This window comes from Gordonia sp. ALPHA1B1, assembly GCF_005502615.1.
Lineage (GTDB): Bacteria > Actinomycetota > Actinomycetes > Mycobacteriales > Mycobacteriaceae > Gordonia > Gordonia hongkongensis.
Window position 1 is genome coordinate 1 of record NZ_SCOC01000041.1, and the last position, 15,787, is coordinate 15,787.

General features: G+C 68.0%; 18 protein-coding genes. 6 read left to right on the top strand and 12 right to left on the bottom strand.

Annotated elements, in window-relative coordinates:
- Positions 1-676 (top strand): TerD family protein (locus FFS52_RS20050; RefSeq protein WP_137810712.1); only part of this gene is annotated, 676 nt, incomplete at its 5' end.
- 23 nt (positions 677-699) lie between these two features.
- Here FFS52_RS20050 and FFS52_RS20055 read toward each other — a convergent pair.
- The 4 genes from FFS52_RS20055 to FFS52_RS20070 all read right to left on the bottom strand — a co-directional run bounded on the left by FFS52_RS20055 (position 700) and on the right by FFS52_RS20070 (position 4,960).
- Positions 700-1,950: an SfnB family sulfur acquisition oxidoreductase gene (locus FFS52_RS20055; RefSeq protein ID WP_065632003.1), complete on the bottom strand. Its 1,251-nt coding sequence runs from the start codon at positions 1,948-1,950 to the stop codon at positions 700-702.
- Positions 1,947-3,074 carry a dimethylsulfone monooxygenase SfnG gene (gene sfnG, locus FFS52_RS20060; protein ID WP_058250796.1) on the bottom strand — a complete coding sequence of 376 codons (1,128 nt, stop codon included), beginning with the start codon at positions 3,072-3,074 and terminating at the stop codon, positions 1,947-1,949. Before sfnG ends, FFS52_RS20055 begins: the two co-directional genes overlap by 4 nt.
- Positions 3,075-3,141: 67 nt before the next feature.
- The gene (locus tag FFS52_RS20065) at positions 3,142-4,320 is read right to left on the bottom strand and encodes an LLM class flavin-dependent oxidoreductase (protein WP_137810713.1); all 1,179 of its coding nucleotides are present in this window, start codon (positions 4,318-4,320) and stop codon (positions 3,142-3,144) included.
- Positions 4,321-4,519: 199 nt separating this feature from the next.
- Positions 4,520-4,960, bottom strand: a complete 441-nt coding sequence (locus FFS52_RS20070; protein WP_137810714.1) for a rhodanese-like domain-containing protein — start codon at positions 4,958-4,960, stop codon at positions 4,520-4,522.
- 92 nt (positions 4,961-5,052) lie between these two features.
- Between FFS52_RS20070 and FFS52_RS20075 the strand changes: the two genes are divergently transcribed.
- The gene (locus FFS52_RS20075; RefSeq protein ID WP_137810715.1) at positions 5,053-5,547 is read left to right on the top strand and encodes an Lrp/AsnC family transcriptional regulator; all 495 of its coding nucleotides are present in this window, start codon (positions 5,053-5,055) and stop codon (positions 5,545-5,547) included.
- A 34-nt stretch (positions 5,548-5,581) separates the two neighbouring features.
- Here the strand turns inward: FFS52_RS20075 and FFS52_RS20080 are convergent, their stop codons facing one another.
- On the bottom strand, positions 5,582-6,244 hold the full coding sequence (locus tag FFS52_RS20080; protein ID WP_065631999.1) for a TetR family transcriptional regulator: 663 nt from the start codon (positions 6,242-6,244) through the stop codon (positions 5,582-5,584).
- A gap of 161 nt (positions 6,245-6,405) precedes the next feature.
- Here FFS52_RS20080 and FFS52_RS20085 point away from each other — a divergent pair, with 161 nt between their 5' ends.
- From FFS52_RS20085 to FFS52_RS20100, 4 genes are all read left to right on the top strand, one after another.
- Positions 6,406-7,521: a ferredoxin reductase gene (locus FFS52_RS20085; protein ID WP_137810716.1), complete on the top strand. Its 1,116-nt coding sequence runs from the start codon at positions 6,406-6,408 to the stop codon at positions 7,519-7,521.
- 69 nt (positions 7,522-7,590) lie between these two features.
- Positions 7,591-8,805, top strand: coding sequence for an acyl-CoA desaturase (locus tag FFS52_RS20090; RefSeq protein WP_137810717.1), 1,215 nt, complete (start codon positions 7,591-7,593; stop codon positions 8,803-8,805).
- A 90-nt stretch (positions 8,806-8,895) separates the two neighbouring features.
- Positions 8,896-9,387 (top strand): hypothetical protein, encoded by a 492-nt coding sequence (locus tag FFS52_RS20095; RefSeq protein WP_137810718.1) that lies wholly within the window; start codon positions 8,896-8,898, stop codon positions 9,385-9,387.
- A 101-nt stretch (positions 9,388-9,488) separates the two neighbouring features.
- Positions 9,489-9,986, top strand: a complete 498-nt coding sequence (locus FFS52_RS20100) for a DUF4395 domain-containing protein (RefSeq protein ID WP_065631995.1) — start codon at positions 9,489-9,491, stop codon at positions 9,984-9,986.
- An 11-nt stretch (positions 9,987-9,997) separates the two neighbouring features.
- Here the strand turns inward: FFS52_RS20100 and FFS52_RS23730 are convergent, their stop codons facing one another.
- From FFS52_RS23730 to FFS52_RS20130, 7 genes are all read right to left on the bottom strand, one after another.
- Positions 9,998-10,174, bottom strand: coding sequence for a hypothetical protein (locus tag FFS52_RS23730; protein WP_171011688.1), 177 nt, complete (start codon positions 10,172-10,174; stop codon positions 9,998-10,000).
- A 30-nt stretch (positions 10,175-10,204) separates the two neighbouring features.
- On the bottom strand, positions 10,205-11,152 hold the full coding sequence (locus tag FFS52_RS20105) for a Ppx/GppA phosphatase family protein (RefSeq protein ID WP_137810719.1): 948 nt from the start codon (positions 11,150-11,152) through the stop codon (positions 10,205-10,207).
- The gene (locus tag FFS52_RS20110; RefSeq protein WP_137810720.1) at positions 11,149-11,685 is read right to left on the bottom strand and encodes a DUF501 domain-containing protein; all 537 of its coding nucleotides are present in this window, start codon (positions 11,683-11,685) and stop codon (positions 11,149-11,151) included. Before FFS52_RS20110 ends, FFS52_RS20105 begins: the two co-directional genes overlap by 4 nt.
- A complete protein-coding gene (locus tag FFS52_RS20115; protein WP_137810721.1) occupies positions 11,682-12,356 on the bottom strand; it encodes a septum formation initiator family protein in 675 nt (224 codons plus the stop codon). Before FFS52_RS20115 ends, FFS52_RS20110 begins: the two co-directional genes overlap by 4 nt.
- Before the next feature lie 12 nt (positions 12,357-12,368).
- Entirely contained in the window at positions 12,369-13,652 is a 1,284-nt protein-coding gene (eno, locus tag FFS52_RS20120) for a phosphopyruvate hydratase (protein WP_058250807.1), read from the bottom strand.
- Between the two features lie 184 nt (positions 13,653-13,836).
- Positions 13,837-14,556, bottom strand: a complete 720-nt coding sequence (locus tag FFS52_RS20125) for a lytic murein transglycosylase (protein WP_171011689.1) — start codon at positions 14,554-14,556, stop codon at positions 13,837-13,839.
- A gap of 317 nt (positions 14,557-14,873) precedes the next feature.
- Positions 14,874-15,698, bottom strand: a complete 825-nt coding sequence (locus tag FFS52_RS20130; protein ID WP_137810735.1) for a formylglycine-generating enzyme family protein — start codon at positions 15,696-15,698, stop codon at positions 14,874-14,876.
- Positions 15,699-15,787: the final 89 nt, after the last annotated feature.

Sequence of the window (15,787 nt, forward strand, 5' to 3'; positions counted from 1 at the left end):
GGAGCAGGCGGTGCGGGTGCCGGCGGCGCCGCCCACTCCCGCGCCCCCGGCACCCGCACCGCCTGCTCCCGCACCCCCGGCGCAGCCCGCCGAGGTCAGCCTGCGCAAGGGTGCCCCGGTGAGCCTGGCGAAAGGCCAGAAGGTCACCCTCCGCAAGGAGGGTGGCGTGGCACTCACCGACATCCAGATGGGACTCGGGTGGGATCCGGTGCGCGGCGGATTCGGGCGCGGGGGCTCGATCGACCTCGACGCCTCGGTGCTCATGTTCTCGGGCGGGAAATGCGTCGAGACCGTCTACTACGGTCACCTCAACAGCAAGAACCGTTCGATCCTGCACTCCGGCGACAACCTCACCGGTGAAGGCGAGGGCGACGACGAGGTCATCCGCGTTGCGCTGCAGTCGGTCCCACCCCAGATCGACGCGTTGATGTTCATCGTCACGTCGTACCGGGGCCACACGTTCGAGAAGATCGAGAACGCCTACTGCCGGCTCGTCGACGAGACGACCTCCGCCGAGCTGGCCCGTTACACCCTCAAGGGCGGGATGCCGTTCACCGCGGTCGCGATGGCGGTCATCTCCCGCGACGGCGGCGAGTGGAAACTGCGTGCGATCGGCGACGGTTTCAACGCGAAAACCCCGAAGAAGGCCGTGCCGCTCGTCGGCCGCTACCTCTGACGCCGACGCCGGACGCCCCCCGGTCAGATCACGCCGTGCAGGGGCGGCTCCTCGCCGCGCAGAACCCAGCGCCCGATGTGCTGGTACTTCCATCGCACGGGGTCGTGCAGCGTGTGCGTCCGGGCGTCGCGCCAGAAGCGATCCAGACCCCCGCCACCGGCGGCACTGCGGGTCCCGCTCACCTCGAACAGGGCCGACGCCACCGAGGGGGCCACCCGGTCGGCCACCACCTTCGCCGTCGCGACTGCGATCGAGGCCTCCGCGACCAACTCGCGCGAGGGCGATTCCGGGGTACCTCCCACCGCCGCGTCGACTCTTCGACCGGCCGCGGCGAGGGTCGCCTCGGCGGTCGCGACCTCGACCTCCAACTCGCCGAAGCGCTGCACCAACAGCGGATCATCCACTGCTCGTTCGACATTCGCCTCGAACCACGGTCGCGACTTCGTACGCACGAACTCCGACGCCGCGCGCAGCGCACCGCGGGCGATACCGACGTCGATCGCCACATGGAGCAGCTGGGCGAAGGCGCCGTAACCGGTGGGCGCAGATGTTGCCGGTGCGCGCGCCACCAGATCCGCGAAACCCAGGCCGACCCCGCTGAACCGGACGGTCCCCGAGCCGGTCGTGCGCTGTCCCACCGCATCCCAGTCGTCGACGATCTTCACACCGTCGGCATCGGCCGGGACGAAAGCCACGTACTCCCCGGGTGCGAGGTCGCCGACGGCGACGTCCAGCCGCGCGAGGACGGCGAGGGTGTCCGCGAACAACGAACCGGTGCAATAGAACTTCTCACCCTCGAGGACGAAACGCGTCGATGCTCGATCGGCCACCGGACTCAACCGTGTCGAGATGTCGGCGATGGTCTTGCCGCCCCGCTCGGACTGCGCGTTGGCCACCCGTCCACCCGCGAGGACGTCGGCGAAGATGCGCTCCTGCAACACTTCTCCCGCGGACAGGCGGACGAGGTTGAGGTAGACGAAGTGGCTGTGCGGGATCTGCGCGATGCTCGCGTCCGCGGCGGCCAGGATGGACACCACCTCGGCGAGCGCACTGGGACGCAGGTCGAGACCGCCGAACCGAGCCGGGACGGTGAGTGCCAGCAGCCCCGACTGCGACAGACGGTCGATCTCGGCATGGGGCAACCGACGTTCGCGGTCGCGCTCGGCCGCCCCGACCGCGAATTCGGCGGCCAATTCGCGCGCGATCGACAGCGCCTCGGCCTCGGACCCGATCCGCACGGCGGACCGGACCCGCGCCTGGCTCACTGCGGTCACGCCACTCCCGCAGGCGTCGGGGCGGTGTCGCTCTGGGCGCCCTCGATCTCGCGCACCAGAGGCAGCACCTTCTCACCGAAGTACTCGATCTCCTCCTGGAAGTGCAGGAAGCCGCCGAGGATCAGGTCGACGCCCAGACGCTTGTAGGCGACGATGCGTTCGGCCACCTGCTCCGGGGTGCCGATCAGCTGGGTCCGGAAGCCGTCGTTGTACTGGACGAGGTCCTCGAACGACGAGTCGGCCCACATGCCCTTCTTGTCGCCTGTCGAGTTCCCGGCCTGCTGGACGGCGTCCCGGAAGCCCTCCACCGCAGGGCGATTCGCCTTCTCGACGATCTCGCGCAGAGTGTCGCGGGCCTCTTTCTCGGTGTCCCGCGCGATGATGAAGCCGTTGAGCCCGAACTTCACCTCGCGCTCGTGGGCACGTGCGACGGCGCGGAGGTCGTCGAGCTGCTCGGTCACGCCGTCGAAGTCCTTGCCGTTGGAGAAGTACCAGTCCGCGTACCGTCCGCCGTTGTTGCGGGCGGCCGAGGAGTTCCCGCCCTGGAACAGCTCGGGGTTCGGACGCTCGACGGTGTTGAGCGGCTTGGGCTTCAGCGTGAAGTCGTGGATGCGGTAGAAGTCGCCGCGGTAGTCGACCTCGTCCTCGGTCCAGATCTTGCGGATCACCTCGAGGAACTCTCCGCTGCGCCGGTACCGCTCGTCGTGCTCGAGCCACGGCTCGCCGAGGTGGGTGAACTCGTCCTTGAACCAGCCGCTGACGACGTTGATCGCGAAGCGACCCTTGGACAGATGGTCGGCGGTGGCGCCGAGCTTGGCCAGGACGGCCGGATGCCAGAGCCCCGGGTGCACCGCCGCGATCACCTTCAGCCGCTGCGTGGCGAGCAGGAGTGCGAGGCTGAAACTGGTGGATTCGTGCTGGTATTCGGCTCCGTAGCTCGCCTCGTACCGCACCTGCGACAGCGCGTACTCGAAACCGTTGTTCTCGGCGGTCTGCGCGAGTTTGACGTTGTAGTCGTAGTCCCAGCCGGTGCGTTGCTCGATGGTGCTGGTGACCAGGCCACCGCTGACGTTGGGCACCCAGTAGGCGAACTTGATCTGGTCCGCGATGGACTCGGTGGACATGGCTACCTCCGCGAGGTGTCGGTTACAAGGCGAGAAGGGACGTGGTGAAGGTGAAAAGTGTTGTCGATCAGGATGATGCGGCCTGCAAACGCGGCAGGAACGCGGTGCGCACGGCCTCGGACGGGCCGGCCGACGCCGGGTCGAGCAGTCCGAGCCGGGCGAGAGCGGGCCGGACCCCGTCGCCGAAGTGGTACGCCTCTTCGAGATGCGGATAGCCCGACAGGATGAAGTGGTCGAGTCCGAGCGCGGCGTACTCGGCGATGAGTGCGGCCACTTCGTCGTAGGAGCCGACCAGCGCCGTACCCGCACCACCACGGACGAGTCCGACCCCGGCCCACACGCCGGGGTGGATCTCCAGCGAGTGCGGATCGTTGTGGTCGGCGAAACCGGCTCCACGACCGTGGAGTTCGGACATACGTTGCTGGCCCTCGGACTCCGAGCGCGCCAGATTCTGCTGGGCGGTCGCGACCTGCGCCGGATCGAGCGCACCGAGCAGACGGGCCGCCTCGGCCCAGGCCTGCTCCGACGTCTCGCGGGCGATCACGTGAAAACGGATGCCGTGCGAGAGTTCCCGGCCCTGCGCGGCCGCGAGACCGTTGACCCACGCGATCTTCTCAGCCACCGCGTCCGGACGTTCGCCCCAGGTGAGGTAGGTGTCGGCGTGCTTGGCGGCGACGTCACCGGCGGCCGGCGACGATCCGCCGAAGAAGATCTCCGGCGTCGGATCGGGACGACGTCCGAGCTGCGCACCCTCGACGCGCAGGTACTTCCCCACCACGTCGACGGGCTCTTCCTCGGTCCAGAGCCGGCGGATGATCTCCAGGTACTCGTCGCAACGCTCGTACCGCGCGTTCTTCGCGAGGAAGTCGCCGAAGGCGCGCTGTTCACTCGACTCGCCGCCGGTGACGACGTTGACCAGCAGGCGGCCCTGCGAATGCCACTGGAACGTGGCGGCCATCTGGGCGGCCAGCGTCGGCGAGATGAGCCCGGGGCGGAACGCGACCAGGAATTTGAGGCTCTCGGTGGCGTCGATCAGAGCGGCGGTGGTCAGCCAGGCGTCCTCGCACCAGAGACCTGCCGGGGTCAGGACGGCTTCGAAGCCGTTGGCCTCGGCGGCGCCGGCGAGCTGTTTGAGGTACCGCAGATCGGCCGGCCGGTCCCCTGTCATCTGGCTGCCGTGGCCGCCCGCGATCAGATTGCGCGAGTCGCCGTAGGTGGGCAGGAACCAGTGGAAATGCAGAGACACCGCGAGGGCACCTTTCGGTCGGGTCGGCACGTGACGAGCACGACACCGCCTCGACTCCCGCCTCGAGGCGAGTGGGCCGGCGCGGTGCCTCGGCCCAGTGTCGGGCACCATCGCGTCGACGGACCACAGTTGAAATCGCCCTGAGGGCAAATCGACAACCGCGGGGCCCGGCCGCTAGGCGTCGGCGGATACGACTGTTTCAGCAGTCGCAGACCACCGAGTCCAGTGGCGCGGTGAGCGGGTCTTTGGACCGGATGATCCGGCTGTGACCATTCTCGACGGGGTAGCCCTCGCGCGCCCAGTATTCGTAACCGCCGATCATCTCCTTGACCCGGTAACCCAGCTTGGCGAACTCCAGCGCGGCCCGCGTCGAACCATTGCATCCGGGCCCCCAGCAGTACGTCACAACCGGTGTGCTCGTTGCTATCTCGTCGACGGCGCGCGCGGCGATCTGTGCCGTCGGCATGTGCACGGCTCCGACGATGCGCCCCTGCGCCCACGCCGCCTCACCTCGTGAGTCGATCAAGACGAAGTTCACACCGCGTTCCTGATCGGCGTGCACGTCGGAGGCATCGGTCTCGAAGCCGAGCTTGCGCGCGAAGTGGGATATCAAGAGGTCTGATGACGGCGTATCTGGCATGCCTCGACGCTATTCACGTCCGTTCGCCAACGGAAGGGCGACATCCCGGTACCTTGTCGCAGTCGCCGGTACTTTCATGGCATTCTCGCTCGATGGCGAAGAATCTCACTTTCGAATCCGACAGGGTCGACACGGCAATCCTGACGTCGCTTCAAGCTAACGGACGGCAGAGCATTGCAGAACTGGCCCGGCAGATCACGATGAGTCACAGCGCCACAGCCGAGCGCGTGCGCCGCCTCGAAGAATCCGGGGTGATCAGCGGCTACAGCGCCAGCGTCGACCCCGAGCGGCTCGGGTTCGCGATCCTGGCCTTCCTACGGCTGCGGTATCCCAGCAGCAGGTACGAGCCATTGCACACCCTGCTCGCAGGGCTACCCGAAGTCATCGAGGCGCATCACGTCACCGGCGACGACTGTTTCATCATGAAGGTCGTCGCCACCGACATGAAGCACCTGGAACGGGTCAGCGGCATGGTCGGAACCCTCGGCAGCGTCACCACCAATGTGGTCTACTCCTCCCCGCTGCCACCTTGCCCGCTACTCCCGCCCGGCGGGTCGGGACTCACCGAGAGCGCGGACAACCTGTAGGTCGGCGACTACCAGGGCGTCCGATCCCCGCAGCTCAGTCGGTCGATGGACGCCATTGACCCATGCCGAGGAAGACCATCACGAGTTGCCGCTCGGTGCGCTCGACGATCTCCTGCTCGGCGGAACGTCCGCGATACTCACCGTCGAGCAGATCGGCCACCGCGGTGAGCATGATGATGACGATCAGCTCCGCTGCCAGTTCGAGGTCGTCTGATTGCCACCGTGCCAGGTCCGGCATCCGGGCGAGATCGATCGCGAGTTCCTTGGAGAACAACCGGAGTTCGGTGTCGATCGCACGACGGATCTCGGCGATGCCGCCCCGCTGCTCGCGCACCAGGAACCGGAATTGCGACTCGTTCTCGCGGACGTGCCGCAGCAGGATGGCCAGCGAGTTCTGTGCGGTGGGCAGGGCGTCACGCGCCGCCAGGTCGCGTCGTCCCTCACGCAGCGCCCGTCGCAGGACGCGCATCGAGTCCTCGACGACGGTGACCCCGAGATCCTCCATCGATGCGAAGTGGCGATAGAAGGCGGTCGGCACGATCCCGGCGCCACGGGCGACCTCACGGAGGCTGATGCTGCCGAAACTGCGCTCGCCGACCAGTGACCGCGTGGTGTCCAGCAACGCCTGTCGCGTCTGGTTCTTGCGGTCCGCACGGGTCTGCGCATCGCGCCGGCTCGGCTCTCGCGTGCGTGTCACGCATCCGAGTCTATGCGTCGGGTCGGCCGACGCGGCGGAGAGGCACAGGCGGTGTCGTGACGGCAGTCACATCAGCGAACACTTGACGATCGACCATCGCGCTGTGTCACACTTGCCGGTGTACACATGTACACCGAAACAGACCGAACGGAGCCCAGCCCATGAGCATCCGCACACCCCAGGACCAGACCCGCGCCGACACCGGCGCCGAGCCCGGCCGGTGGAGCCGTCTGGTCGGTTCGATCGTGGAGGCAGCGCTGTCGCCGCATCCGGTCGACCGCTACCTCGAGTTGCTCGATCCGATGATCACCTGGCGCGATCTGCGCGGCGAGATCACCCGTGTCGAGCGTCCCACGGCGCGCACCGTCCGCCTCACCATTCGTCCGACCCGTCAGTGGCGAGGCCACGAGGCCGGCCAGTTCGTGCAGCTCAAGGTCGTCATCGACGGCGTTCGGCACACCCGCTGCTTCTCGCCGGCCAACGCCGCCGCGGGCCCGCACGGCGAGATCGAGCTGACCATCACCGCACACGACGACGGTTTCGTGTCCACCCACCTTCGTGAGCACGCCCGCGCCGGGGACGTCGTCGGGCTGTCCGCCGCCGACGGCGAGTTCGTGCTTCCCGACACCGACCCGACGTCGGCGGTCTTCGTCAGCGGCGGCAGCGGGATTACACCTGTACTCTCAATGGCGCGAACACTCGTCGCCCGACGGTACGCGGGACCGATCACGTTCGTGCACTATGCGCGCACCCCGGCCGACGTCGCCTACCGCGACGAGCTGCGTGAGCTCGCGGACAGCCATCCCCGGTTCGACCTGCGCGTGTACCACACGCGCGACGACGGACACTTCAGCGCCGACCACCTCGAGGGAATCCCGGGGTTGTCCGACGCCGACGTGTTCGTCTGCGGCCCCGCCGCCCTCATGGACGAGGTCGCACGGGTCCATGCCGAACTCGCCATCAGCCAGCCGTTGCACAGCGAGGCCTTCGCGCCGGTCATCCCCGCCGTCGACCCCGACTCCGTCGAGGGCGAGGTCACGTTCTCCTCGTCGGGGACGTCGGCGACCAACGACGGCCGTCCGATCCTGGACCAGGCCGAAACGGCCGGGCTCACGCCCGAATCCGGGTGCCGGATGGGGATCTGCTTCTCCTGCGTCGCGACGAAGAAGTCGGGGTGCACCCGCAACGTCCTCACCGGCGAGATCGACGACGAGTCCGACACCCAGATCCAGCTGTGCATCAGCGCGCCGGTCGGCTCGGTCGACATCGACATCTGATGTCCACGAGCTGATCCCCCAGATCCACCCTTCCCAGCCACATCTCCTCTCCGAGAAGGAGGCAATGCCATGACCATCGACATCAGCCGTGACATCGAGACCACCATCGACGACAACCTGCCCGCGCTGCACCGCGTCGGCGCCGACCAGAAGGTCGTGGACGATCCCAACACCGTCGTCATGTCCTACGAGCAGGTCGAGGCGCTCGGGCGGGACCTCGACGCCCTGCGGGCCCGGATCGTCGCCGACCTGGGTCAGAAGGACCGCGACTACCTCTACTCGGTGATCCGTGCCCAGCGCGGCTTCGAGATCGGCGGACGCGCGCTCATGTACCTCGGGTTCTTCCCGCCCGCGTGGATCGCCGCGGTAGGCGCCCTCTCGGTGTCGAAGATCCTCGACAACATGGAGATCGGCCACAACGTCATGCACGGTCAGTACGACTGGATGCGCGAGGACACCTACAACTCCCGCGAGTTCGAGTGGGACACCGTCTGTCCGGCCGATCAGTGGAAGCACAGCCACAACTACCTGCACCACACCTTCACCAACATCCTGGGTGAGGACCGCGACATCGGTTACGGCATCCTGCGAATGGACCGCGACCAGAAGTGGAACCCCTACTACCTGGGCAACCTCGGCTACGCGACCGCACTCATGCTGCTCTTCGAGTGGGGCGTCATGCTGCACGACCTCGAAGCCGAGAACGTCATCGCCGGCAAGCGCAAGTGGAGTGACATCAAGGGCCTGGTGAAAGGCATGTGGCGCAAGGCCGGTCGTCAGGTCCTCAAGGACTACGTCGTCTTCCCCGCGCTCACGGGCCCGCTGTTCGTCCCGACCCTCATCGGTAACGCGACCGCCAACCTGGTGCGCAACGTGTGGACCTACTCGATCATCTTCTGTGGCCACTTCCCCAGCGGTGCGCAGACATTCACGTCCGAGGAGTGCCAGAACGAGACGCGGGGCCAGTGGTACCTGCGGCAGATGCTCGGTTCGGCCAACATCACCGGCAGCCCGTTGTTCCATGTGATGAGCGGCAACCTCTCGCACCAGATCGAGCACCACCTCTTCCCCGACATCCCCGCCAGTCGCTACCCCGAGATGTCCGCGGAGGTCCAGGAGATCTGCGAACGCTACGGACTGCCGTACAACACCGGCTCGCTGAGCCACCAGCTCGCGTCGACCTGGAAGAAGATCGCGAAGCTGTCGCTGCCCAACTGGATGACGCGCGACGACAACGATCTCACCGTCATCGTCGAGCGCGAGAAGCCCGCCTCGGTCGCCTGACGCCGGTTTGATCGGTGTGCCCCGGGGGTAGGCTCTGGGCACACCGATCAGGCTCCAGCCGCAACCAACTGCAGGGGGATTCCCGAAGCGATGGTCGACAGCATCGAACGCAACAAGGATCTGTTCCAGGAATTGATCGAGTCCACGGCCACCCACGTCGGCCGCATAGCGACCATCATCACCGGAGCCGTCGCGGGCGTGACCCGCGAGATCGGTGAGATCGTGACCGACGGGTTCGAGATGCGCGAGGCCGCCCGCAAGGCCAAAGCCGACGCCCACCCGCGATACGACGCGAGCGGCATCATCGACGCCGAGTTCGCGGACGCATCGTCCGAGGTGGACACCTCGGCCCCGTACGCCGAATCCGAACAGGCCAGAGAGGTGACCGGAGTGGACATGGACGAACTGCCAGACCGCATCGACGTCGGTGAGCAGACCGGTATCGACCAAGAGGGCGAGGTCTTCCGCGAGGCGGAACTCGCCTCCGACGGCGGCGAGACCGACAAGGACGAACCGGACGTCGACGACCCGCGGGACATCGCCGCGTCCGAGCCGCGAATGGACCCGACCGCAGGGTCCTGACCGGCACCGATCGATTCACCCTGGGCGCAATCGTTGCCCGATGGGGCCGTCGCACGTACCTTGGTCGGCGATTGTCCCCGCTCTCCGGAGGTTGTTGCCCGATGTCGGTGCGCTCTGTCCTCACGTTCCCGAACCCGGTCAACGACTACGCCGCGCGCAGTACCGCCGGGTTGGTCGTCGTCCTCGCGATCATCGCGGTGTCGGTGAACACGCCCGTGCTCTATGGCATCCTCGCCCTGGGGTTCGCGCTGCGTGTGGCATCGGGACCGACCCTGTCGCCTTTCGGGCAACTCTCGGTGCGCTTCCTCGTGCCGAAGATCATCCGCAAGGAGAAGCTGGTCCCTGGGCCGCCCAAGCGGTTCGCCCAGACCATCGGCCTCGTCGTCAGCGGGACCGCCTTCGTGCTCAGCCTGCTCGGCTACGGGCTCGCCGCCCAACTCGCCACGGGCGTGCTGATCGCCGCCGCTACGCTCGAGGCCGTCTTCGGCTTCTGCCTGGGCTGCACGATCTTCGGATTCCTGCAGCGCCGCGGTGTCATCCCCGAGTCGGTCTGCGAGGCGTGCAACAACATCTCGCTGCGCGATCCGGCTGCCGTCTGATCCGACGCCGCTCAGCCGTCGGACTTCACCGAACGGTCGGGAACGGTCATGGCCATCATCATGATCTCGGTCTCGCTGTAGTCGCGGCCGGGATGTTCGGCGGCGAGGTGGGCCTGGACCGACGGCACGAAGTCGGCTTCGAGGGCCGTGATGGACTCACCGCAGGGGCAACGCAGGTTATATGCCATGCGACGCATGGTAACTGGATCGAGCACCGCTCAGTCGAGTATTCCCAACGCGATCCCGTCGAGGATGTCGTGTTCGCTCACGACGAGTTCGTCGATACCGGCACTTTCCGACAGCACTCTCGCGAGCTCGAGGGTGATCAGTGATCCGCCGCCGATGACGTCAACGCGCCCGGGGTGCATCGGTCCGAGCGCCGCGCGGTCGGCGCGTGTCATACCGATCAGGTTCCGGCAGACCCGGTCGAGTTCGGGCAGCGAGATCGTCGACAGATGGATCGCGTCCGAGTCGTACTCGGGGAGGCCGGCACCGAGCGCGGCGAGCGTCGTCATCGTGCCGGCGACGCCCACCCAGGTGCGAGCGGACTGAACCGGCACCGCGGCGAACGCCTCGGCGAGACGTTCGCGCACGAACTCGGTCGCCGCGGCCAGTTCGGCCGGCGTGGGCGGGTCGGACGGCAGAGCACGCTCGGTCAGCCGAACACACCCGATGTCGGCCGAGTACGCCGCGGTCACCCCGTCCGCATCGCCCAGGACGACTTCCGTCGAACCGCCGCCGAGGTCGGTGACCACGAACGGCCCATCCGCCGCATCCAATTCGCCGACTGCCCCGCGGAACGACAGCCGCGCCTCCTCGTCGCCGGTGATGACCTCGGCGATCGCGCCGGTGGACACGCACCCGAGCAGATCGGCGGTCATGGCGAAGAACTCGTCGCGATTCGACGCGTCACGGGTCGCGGAGGTGGCGACCATCCGCACTCTCTCGACGCCGAGCGCTTCCATCGTGTCGACATAGTCGCTGAGGGCGACGCGCGTCCGCTCGATCGATTCCGCGGCGAACATCCCGGTCGCGTCGACGCCGTAACCCAGTCGGACCACACGCATCTCACGATGGAGATCGACGAGGCGCCCGTCCGGGCCCGGCTTCGCCACGAGCAGGCGGATCGAGTTGGTGCCGCAGTCCACGGCTCCGACGACGGTCACTCGTCGGTCCCCGCGTCCGACGGCTCGGGCCAGTCCTCCGGAATCGCGGTGCCGCGCAACCCGTTCGCGGCCGCGAGCGCCACCGCCTCGTCACCGAGCGGATTGAGTCCCGGACCCTTGGCGAGGGAGTGCGCGATCAGGACGTGCAGGCACTTCACCCGGTCCGGCATACCGCCACCGGTGAAATCGGTGCCGAGGGGTTCGATCGCGTCGCGTTCGGCGAGATAGTCCTCGTGCGCACGGCGGTACGCCGCGGCGAGTTCGGCGTCGTCGTGCAGGCGCGCGGTCATGCCCTTCATGACACCGGCCGACTCCTGGCGGCTCGCCTCGGCGGTCAGACGCGGATCGGTCAGGTAGTACAACGTCGGGAACGGTGTGCCGTCGGGCAGCCGGGGCGCGGTCTTGACGACCGCGGGCTTCCCGTCAGGTGTGCGGTAGCTGATCTCGAGGACCCCGCGCGGTTCGCGTCCGAGCTGGGCGGCCACCGTGGCGAGATCCTCCGCGGAGACACCGTGGCCGGAGGAGGAACTCACTGCACGCCGGGAGGGGTCGACAGGGTGTCCCACAGATTTCCGTACCACGGTGCGCGAGCGCGCTCTTCGGCACGTTCGGCGGCCTCGCGCCGTGCCTCGTCGGCGGGGAACAACATCACGAGCGGGATCTCTCCTGGTTTGACGAACTGCAGACGCGTCCGCGCCTGGGCCTCGATGTAGGCGGGATCGTTCTGCTCGTTGACCTTCTGCTGATAGTCCGCGACCTCGCGTTGCAGCTGCTCGTTCGACGCGGTCAGCTGACGGAATTCCGAACGCTGACTGAAGTACGTCCGCAGCGGCATCGCGAGGGTCAGTGCCACCACGCACACCACCACGACGGTGATGACGAGCGTCGCAAGGCCGGCCGGGGTCATCTCGACACCACGCAGGCGGGCGCCGATGCCGGCGCGGGTCGGACGACGGCGGGTTCGCGGCACACGCTCCGGCGCCACCCGACGGACCCCGGAATCCGAGGTCTCGTCGGCGACCGGTGCGTCGAGATCGGCGGGAACTTCGTGCCCGGCCGCCTCGACCGCTTCCTCGGGCGCCGCCGACGACGCAGGACGAGCGTGCCGCCGCGTGCGACGGGCGCGTTCGCGTGAGCGCGCGTCTACCCGACGATCGCGCCCACGCTGACGCCCGTCACCGCGGTGACGTCGCTGCGAAGCCATGCAGACAGCTAATCACGAACCAAACGAGAAACGCGGGAAGGCGAGGTCGCCCGCGTACCGTGCCGCGTCGCCGAGTCCTTCCTCGATCCGCAGCAGCTGGTTGTACTTGGCGACGCGCTCGGAGCGGGCCGGGGCGCCGGTCTTGATCTGTCCACAGCTGCAGGCGACGGCGAGGTCGGCGATGGTGGTGTCCTCGGTCTCACCGGACCGGTGACTCATCATCGTCTTGTAGCCGTTGTTGTGCGCGAGTGCGACGGCGTCGAGGGTCTCGGTCAGGGTGCCAATCTGGTTCACCTTCACGAGCAGTGCGTTGGCGATGCCCTTGGAGATCCCCTCCTCGAGACGCTCGGGGTTGGTGACGAACAGGTCGTCACCGACGAGCTGCACCCGATCGCCGATCGACTCGGTCAGCTTGGCCCAGCCGTCCCAGTCGTCCTCGGACAGACCGTCCTCGATCGAGACGATCGGGAAGTCGCTGATGAGCTTCTCGTAGAACGACACCATCTCGTCGGCGCCGAGTTCCTTGCCCTCGAGCTTGTAGGCACCGTTCGAGAAGAACTCGGTCGCTGCGGCGTCGAGCGCGATGACGACGTCGCGGCCGAAGTTGTAGCCGGCCTTGCCGACCGCCTCACCGATGACCGCGATGGCCGCCTCGGTGTTGGGCAGGTCGGGGGCGAAGCCACCCTCGTCGCCGAGTGCGGTGCTCATGCCCTGCTTGCTCAGGACGCCCTTGAGGGCGTGGTAGACCTCGGCACCGCACCGCAGCGCCTCCTTGAAGGTCGGCGCGCCGACCGGGGCGATCATGAATTCCTGGAAGTCGATGCCGTTGTCGGCGTGCTCGCCACCGTTGATGATGTTCATCATCGGCACCGGCAGGATGTGGGCGTTGGGTCCGCCGATGTAACGGAACAGCGGCAGCCCGGCCGATTCGGCCGCGCCCTTGGCGACCGCGAGCGAGACACCGAGCAGCGCGTTGGCGCCGATACGGCTCTTGTCGGGGGTGCCGTCGCAGTCGAGCAGTGCCTGGTCGACCAGGCGCTGTTCCTCGGCCTCGATCCCGATCACAGCCGGGGCCAGTTCCCCGAGGACACCCTCGACGGCCTTGGTGACGCCCTTGCCCAGGTACCGGTCGCCACCGTCGCGCAGTTCGACGGCCTCGTGTTCGCCGGTCGACGCCCCGGACGGCACGGCGGCCCGGGTGAAGGTGCCGTCATCCAGGACGACCTCGACCTCGACCGTCGGGTTGCCCCGCGAATCGAGAATCTCACGCGCACCTACCTGCTCGATGATTGCCACGGTTGCACCCCAATCTCGGTGGACGAGTTCGTCGGCGTGATCCCAGGAGATGTGTCCTCCGACGGGGCCGCCTACGCCGACGACGGCCGGTTCTGGTGCCGGCCGATAGGCAAGAGCCTAGTGGCTGCGCCGAAGCCGCACGTGACAAGGTCGACGCAAGCGCTGAAGCCCTTCCCGGCAGGGTTCAGAAGCGGACGTTGATCGAGTAGGCGTTGGCGTGATCGCGCACGTCGAGGACGTAGGCCATCGAGTTGTTGTAGGTCCGGACTGCCTTCTCCCACCCCTCCGGCGTCGTCATGTCGTTGCCGGCGGAGACACACAGATAGCGGGCCGCCGAGAGGGCGGCGTCGTCGATGTTGTCGGGGTCGGGGACGCCGTCACCGTTGGCGTCGACGCCGTAGCGCTTCCACGTCTCCGGGATGAACTGGAACGGCCCCATCGCTCGATCGTGGGTGGCGTCGCCGTCGAGTGCGCCGCCGTCGGTGTCGAGGATCTCCATGTTGCCGCGGGTGCCGTCGAGTTTGACGCCCCGGATGGGCGGGTTGACGTCGCCGTTGTCGGCCACGTCGGAGCCGCGGTAGTGGCCGTGTTTGCTCTCGACGCCGGCGATCCCCGCCAGCGTGGTCCAGTTCAGTCCGCACTCGGGGTGTTGCTGGCGCTGGATCTCGGCGGCGTTGCCGTAGGCCTGGAGCGAGACGACCGGGATACCGGTGGACTCCGCGATGGGCACGGCCCAGTCGTGCATCCTGTCCGCGGTACGCCCGGGTGCGTTGATGTCGATATAGGGCTGGGGCACGCCTGCCCCCGGCGGGATGCCCTCCGGGATGTCCGGCCTGGTCAGCGACGGCAGGTCGATGCAGCCGGCCAGCAGCACCGACGACGCGACCGCCACGGCCGAGGCCATGAGGCCGTTCCTCCACGGGTTCGGCCGCCTCGACTCCCGACGCACCGCATCCCGGCCCTCCACACGCATTCCTGCCCTACTCCCCTCTCCGGTCCGACGACTTTCGGGCGGACACCGCCCGAGGGGAACCACGATCGCACAGCCGATCGGGTCTCCCGGAAATCGACACACAGTCTGCTGATCCAACTGACCACGGCGGAGTTCGGTTCCCGGGCGCCGGGAGCGCAGCGAGCGGGCCCTGTGTCCCGGGCGCCGGGAGCGCAGCGAGCGGGCCCTGTGTCCCGGGACTTGCGGACGGGTTGTCGGCCGGACGGGTGTCAGCCGGCCGCGGGACCGACGGTCCGGAACCCGATGTTGCTCGCCGTCGACTCCGGCGTGTTGTGCGATCGCGCGGCGACCCGGTAACGATGACAGTACGAGTCGTGGCAGAGATGGCTGCCGCCCCTCAGGACGCGAGCGCTTCCCCGGCCCGGCCCCAGCGGGTTGCTGCGGTCGGACACGCGGTAGTACCGGGCGCTGAACGTGTCGGCGCACCATTCCCAGACGTTGCCGGCGCACTGGTACAGGCCGAAGCCGTTGGGCTCGAAGTCTCGCACGGGCACGGTACCGACCCGGGCGGTCGGCGCATCCGGGAACTCGCCGCGAAAGATGTTGCAGCGGGGCGCTTCTGCGGTGGGTGGTTCATTCCCCCAGGGGTATCGGGCCCCGCGCAACCCACCCCGCGCCGCGTTCTCCCACTGCGCTTCGGTGGGCAGGACACGTCCGGCCCAAACGCAATAGGCCTGCGCGTCGCGGTGGCTGACGTGGACGACGGGGTGGTCGGCCAGATTGTCGACCCGGCTGCCGGGACCCGCCGGGTGGCGCCACGACGCACCTTCGACGGCGAGCCACCACGGCGTTCCCGGCACGGGTTCGCCCGGCGCGGTGGCGTAGGTGTGGAACACCGCGGAACCACCGAATCGCTCGGCATCGGTCTGGTGTCCGGTCGCCGCGACGAACGTGGCGAACGCGGCGTTGGTCACCGTCGTCGCGTCGATCGAGTACGCACCGAGCTCGACCTCGTGCACCGGTCGCTCACCGTCGGTGCGGTACCCCTCGTCGAAGGCGTCGCCCATGGCGAAGCCCCCGGCCGGGATGTCCACCGTCTCGATCGGGTGCACTCCGGGACCGCCACCGGCGTGCTCGGCCGGCGGGAACGGCGCACCCGGGCCGCCGTGCGCGGGTCCCGGGG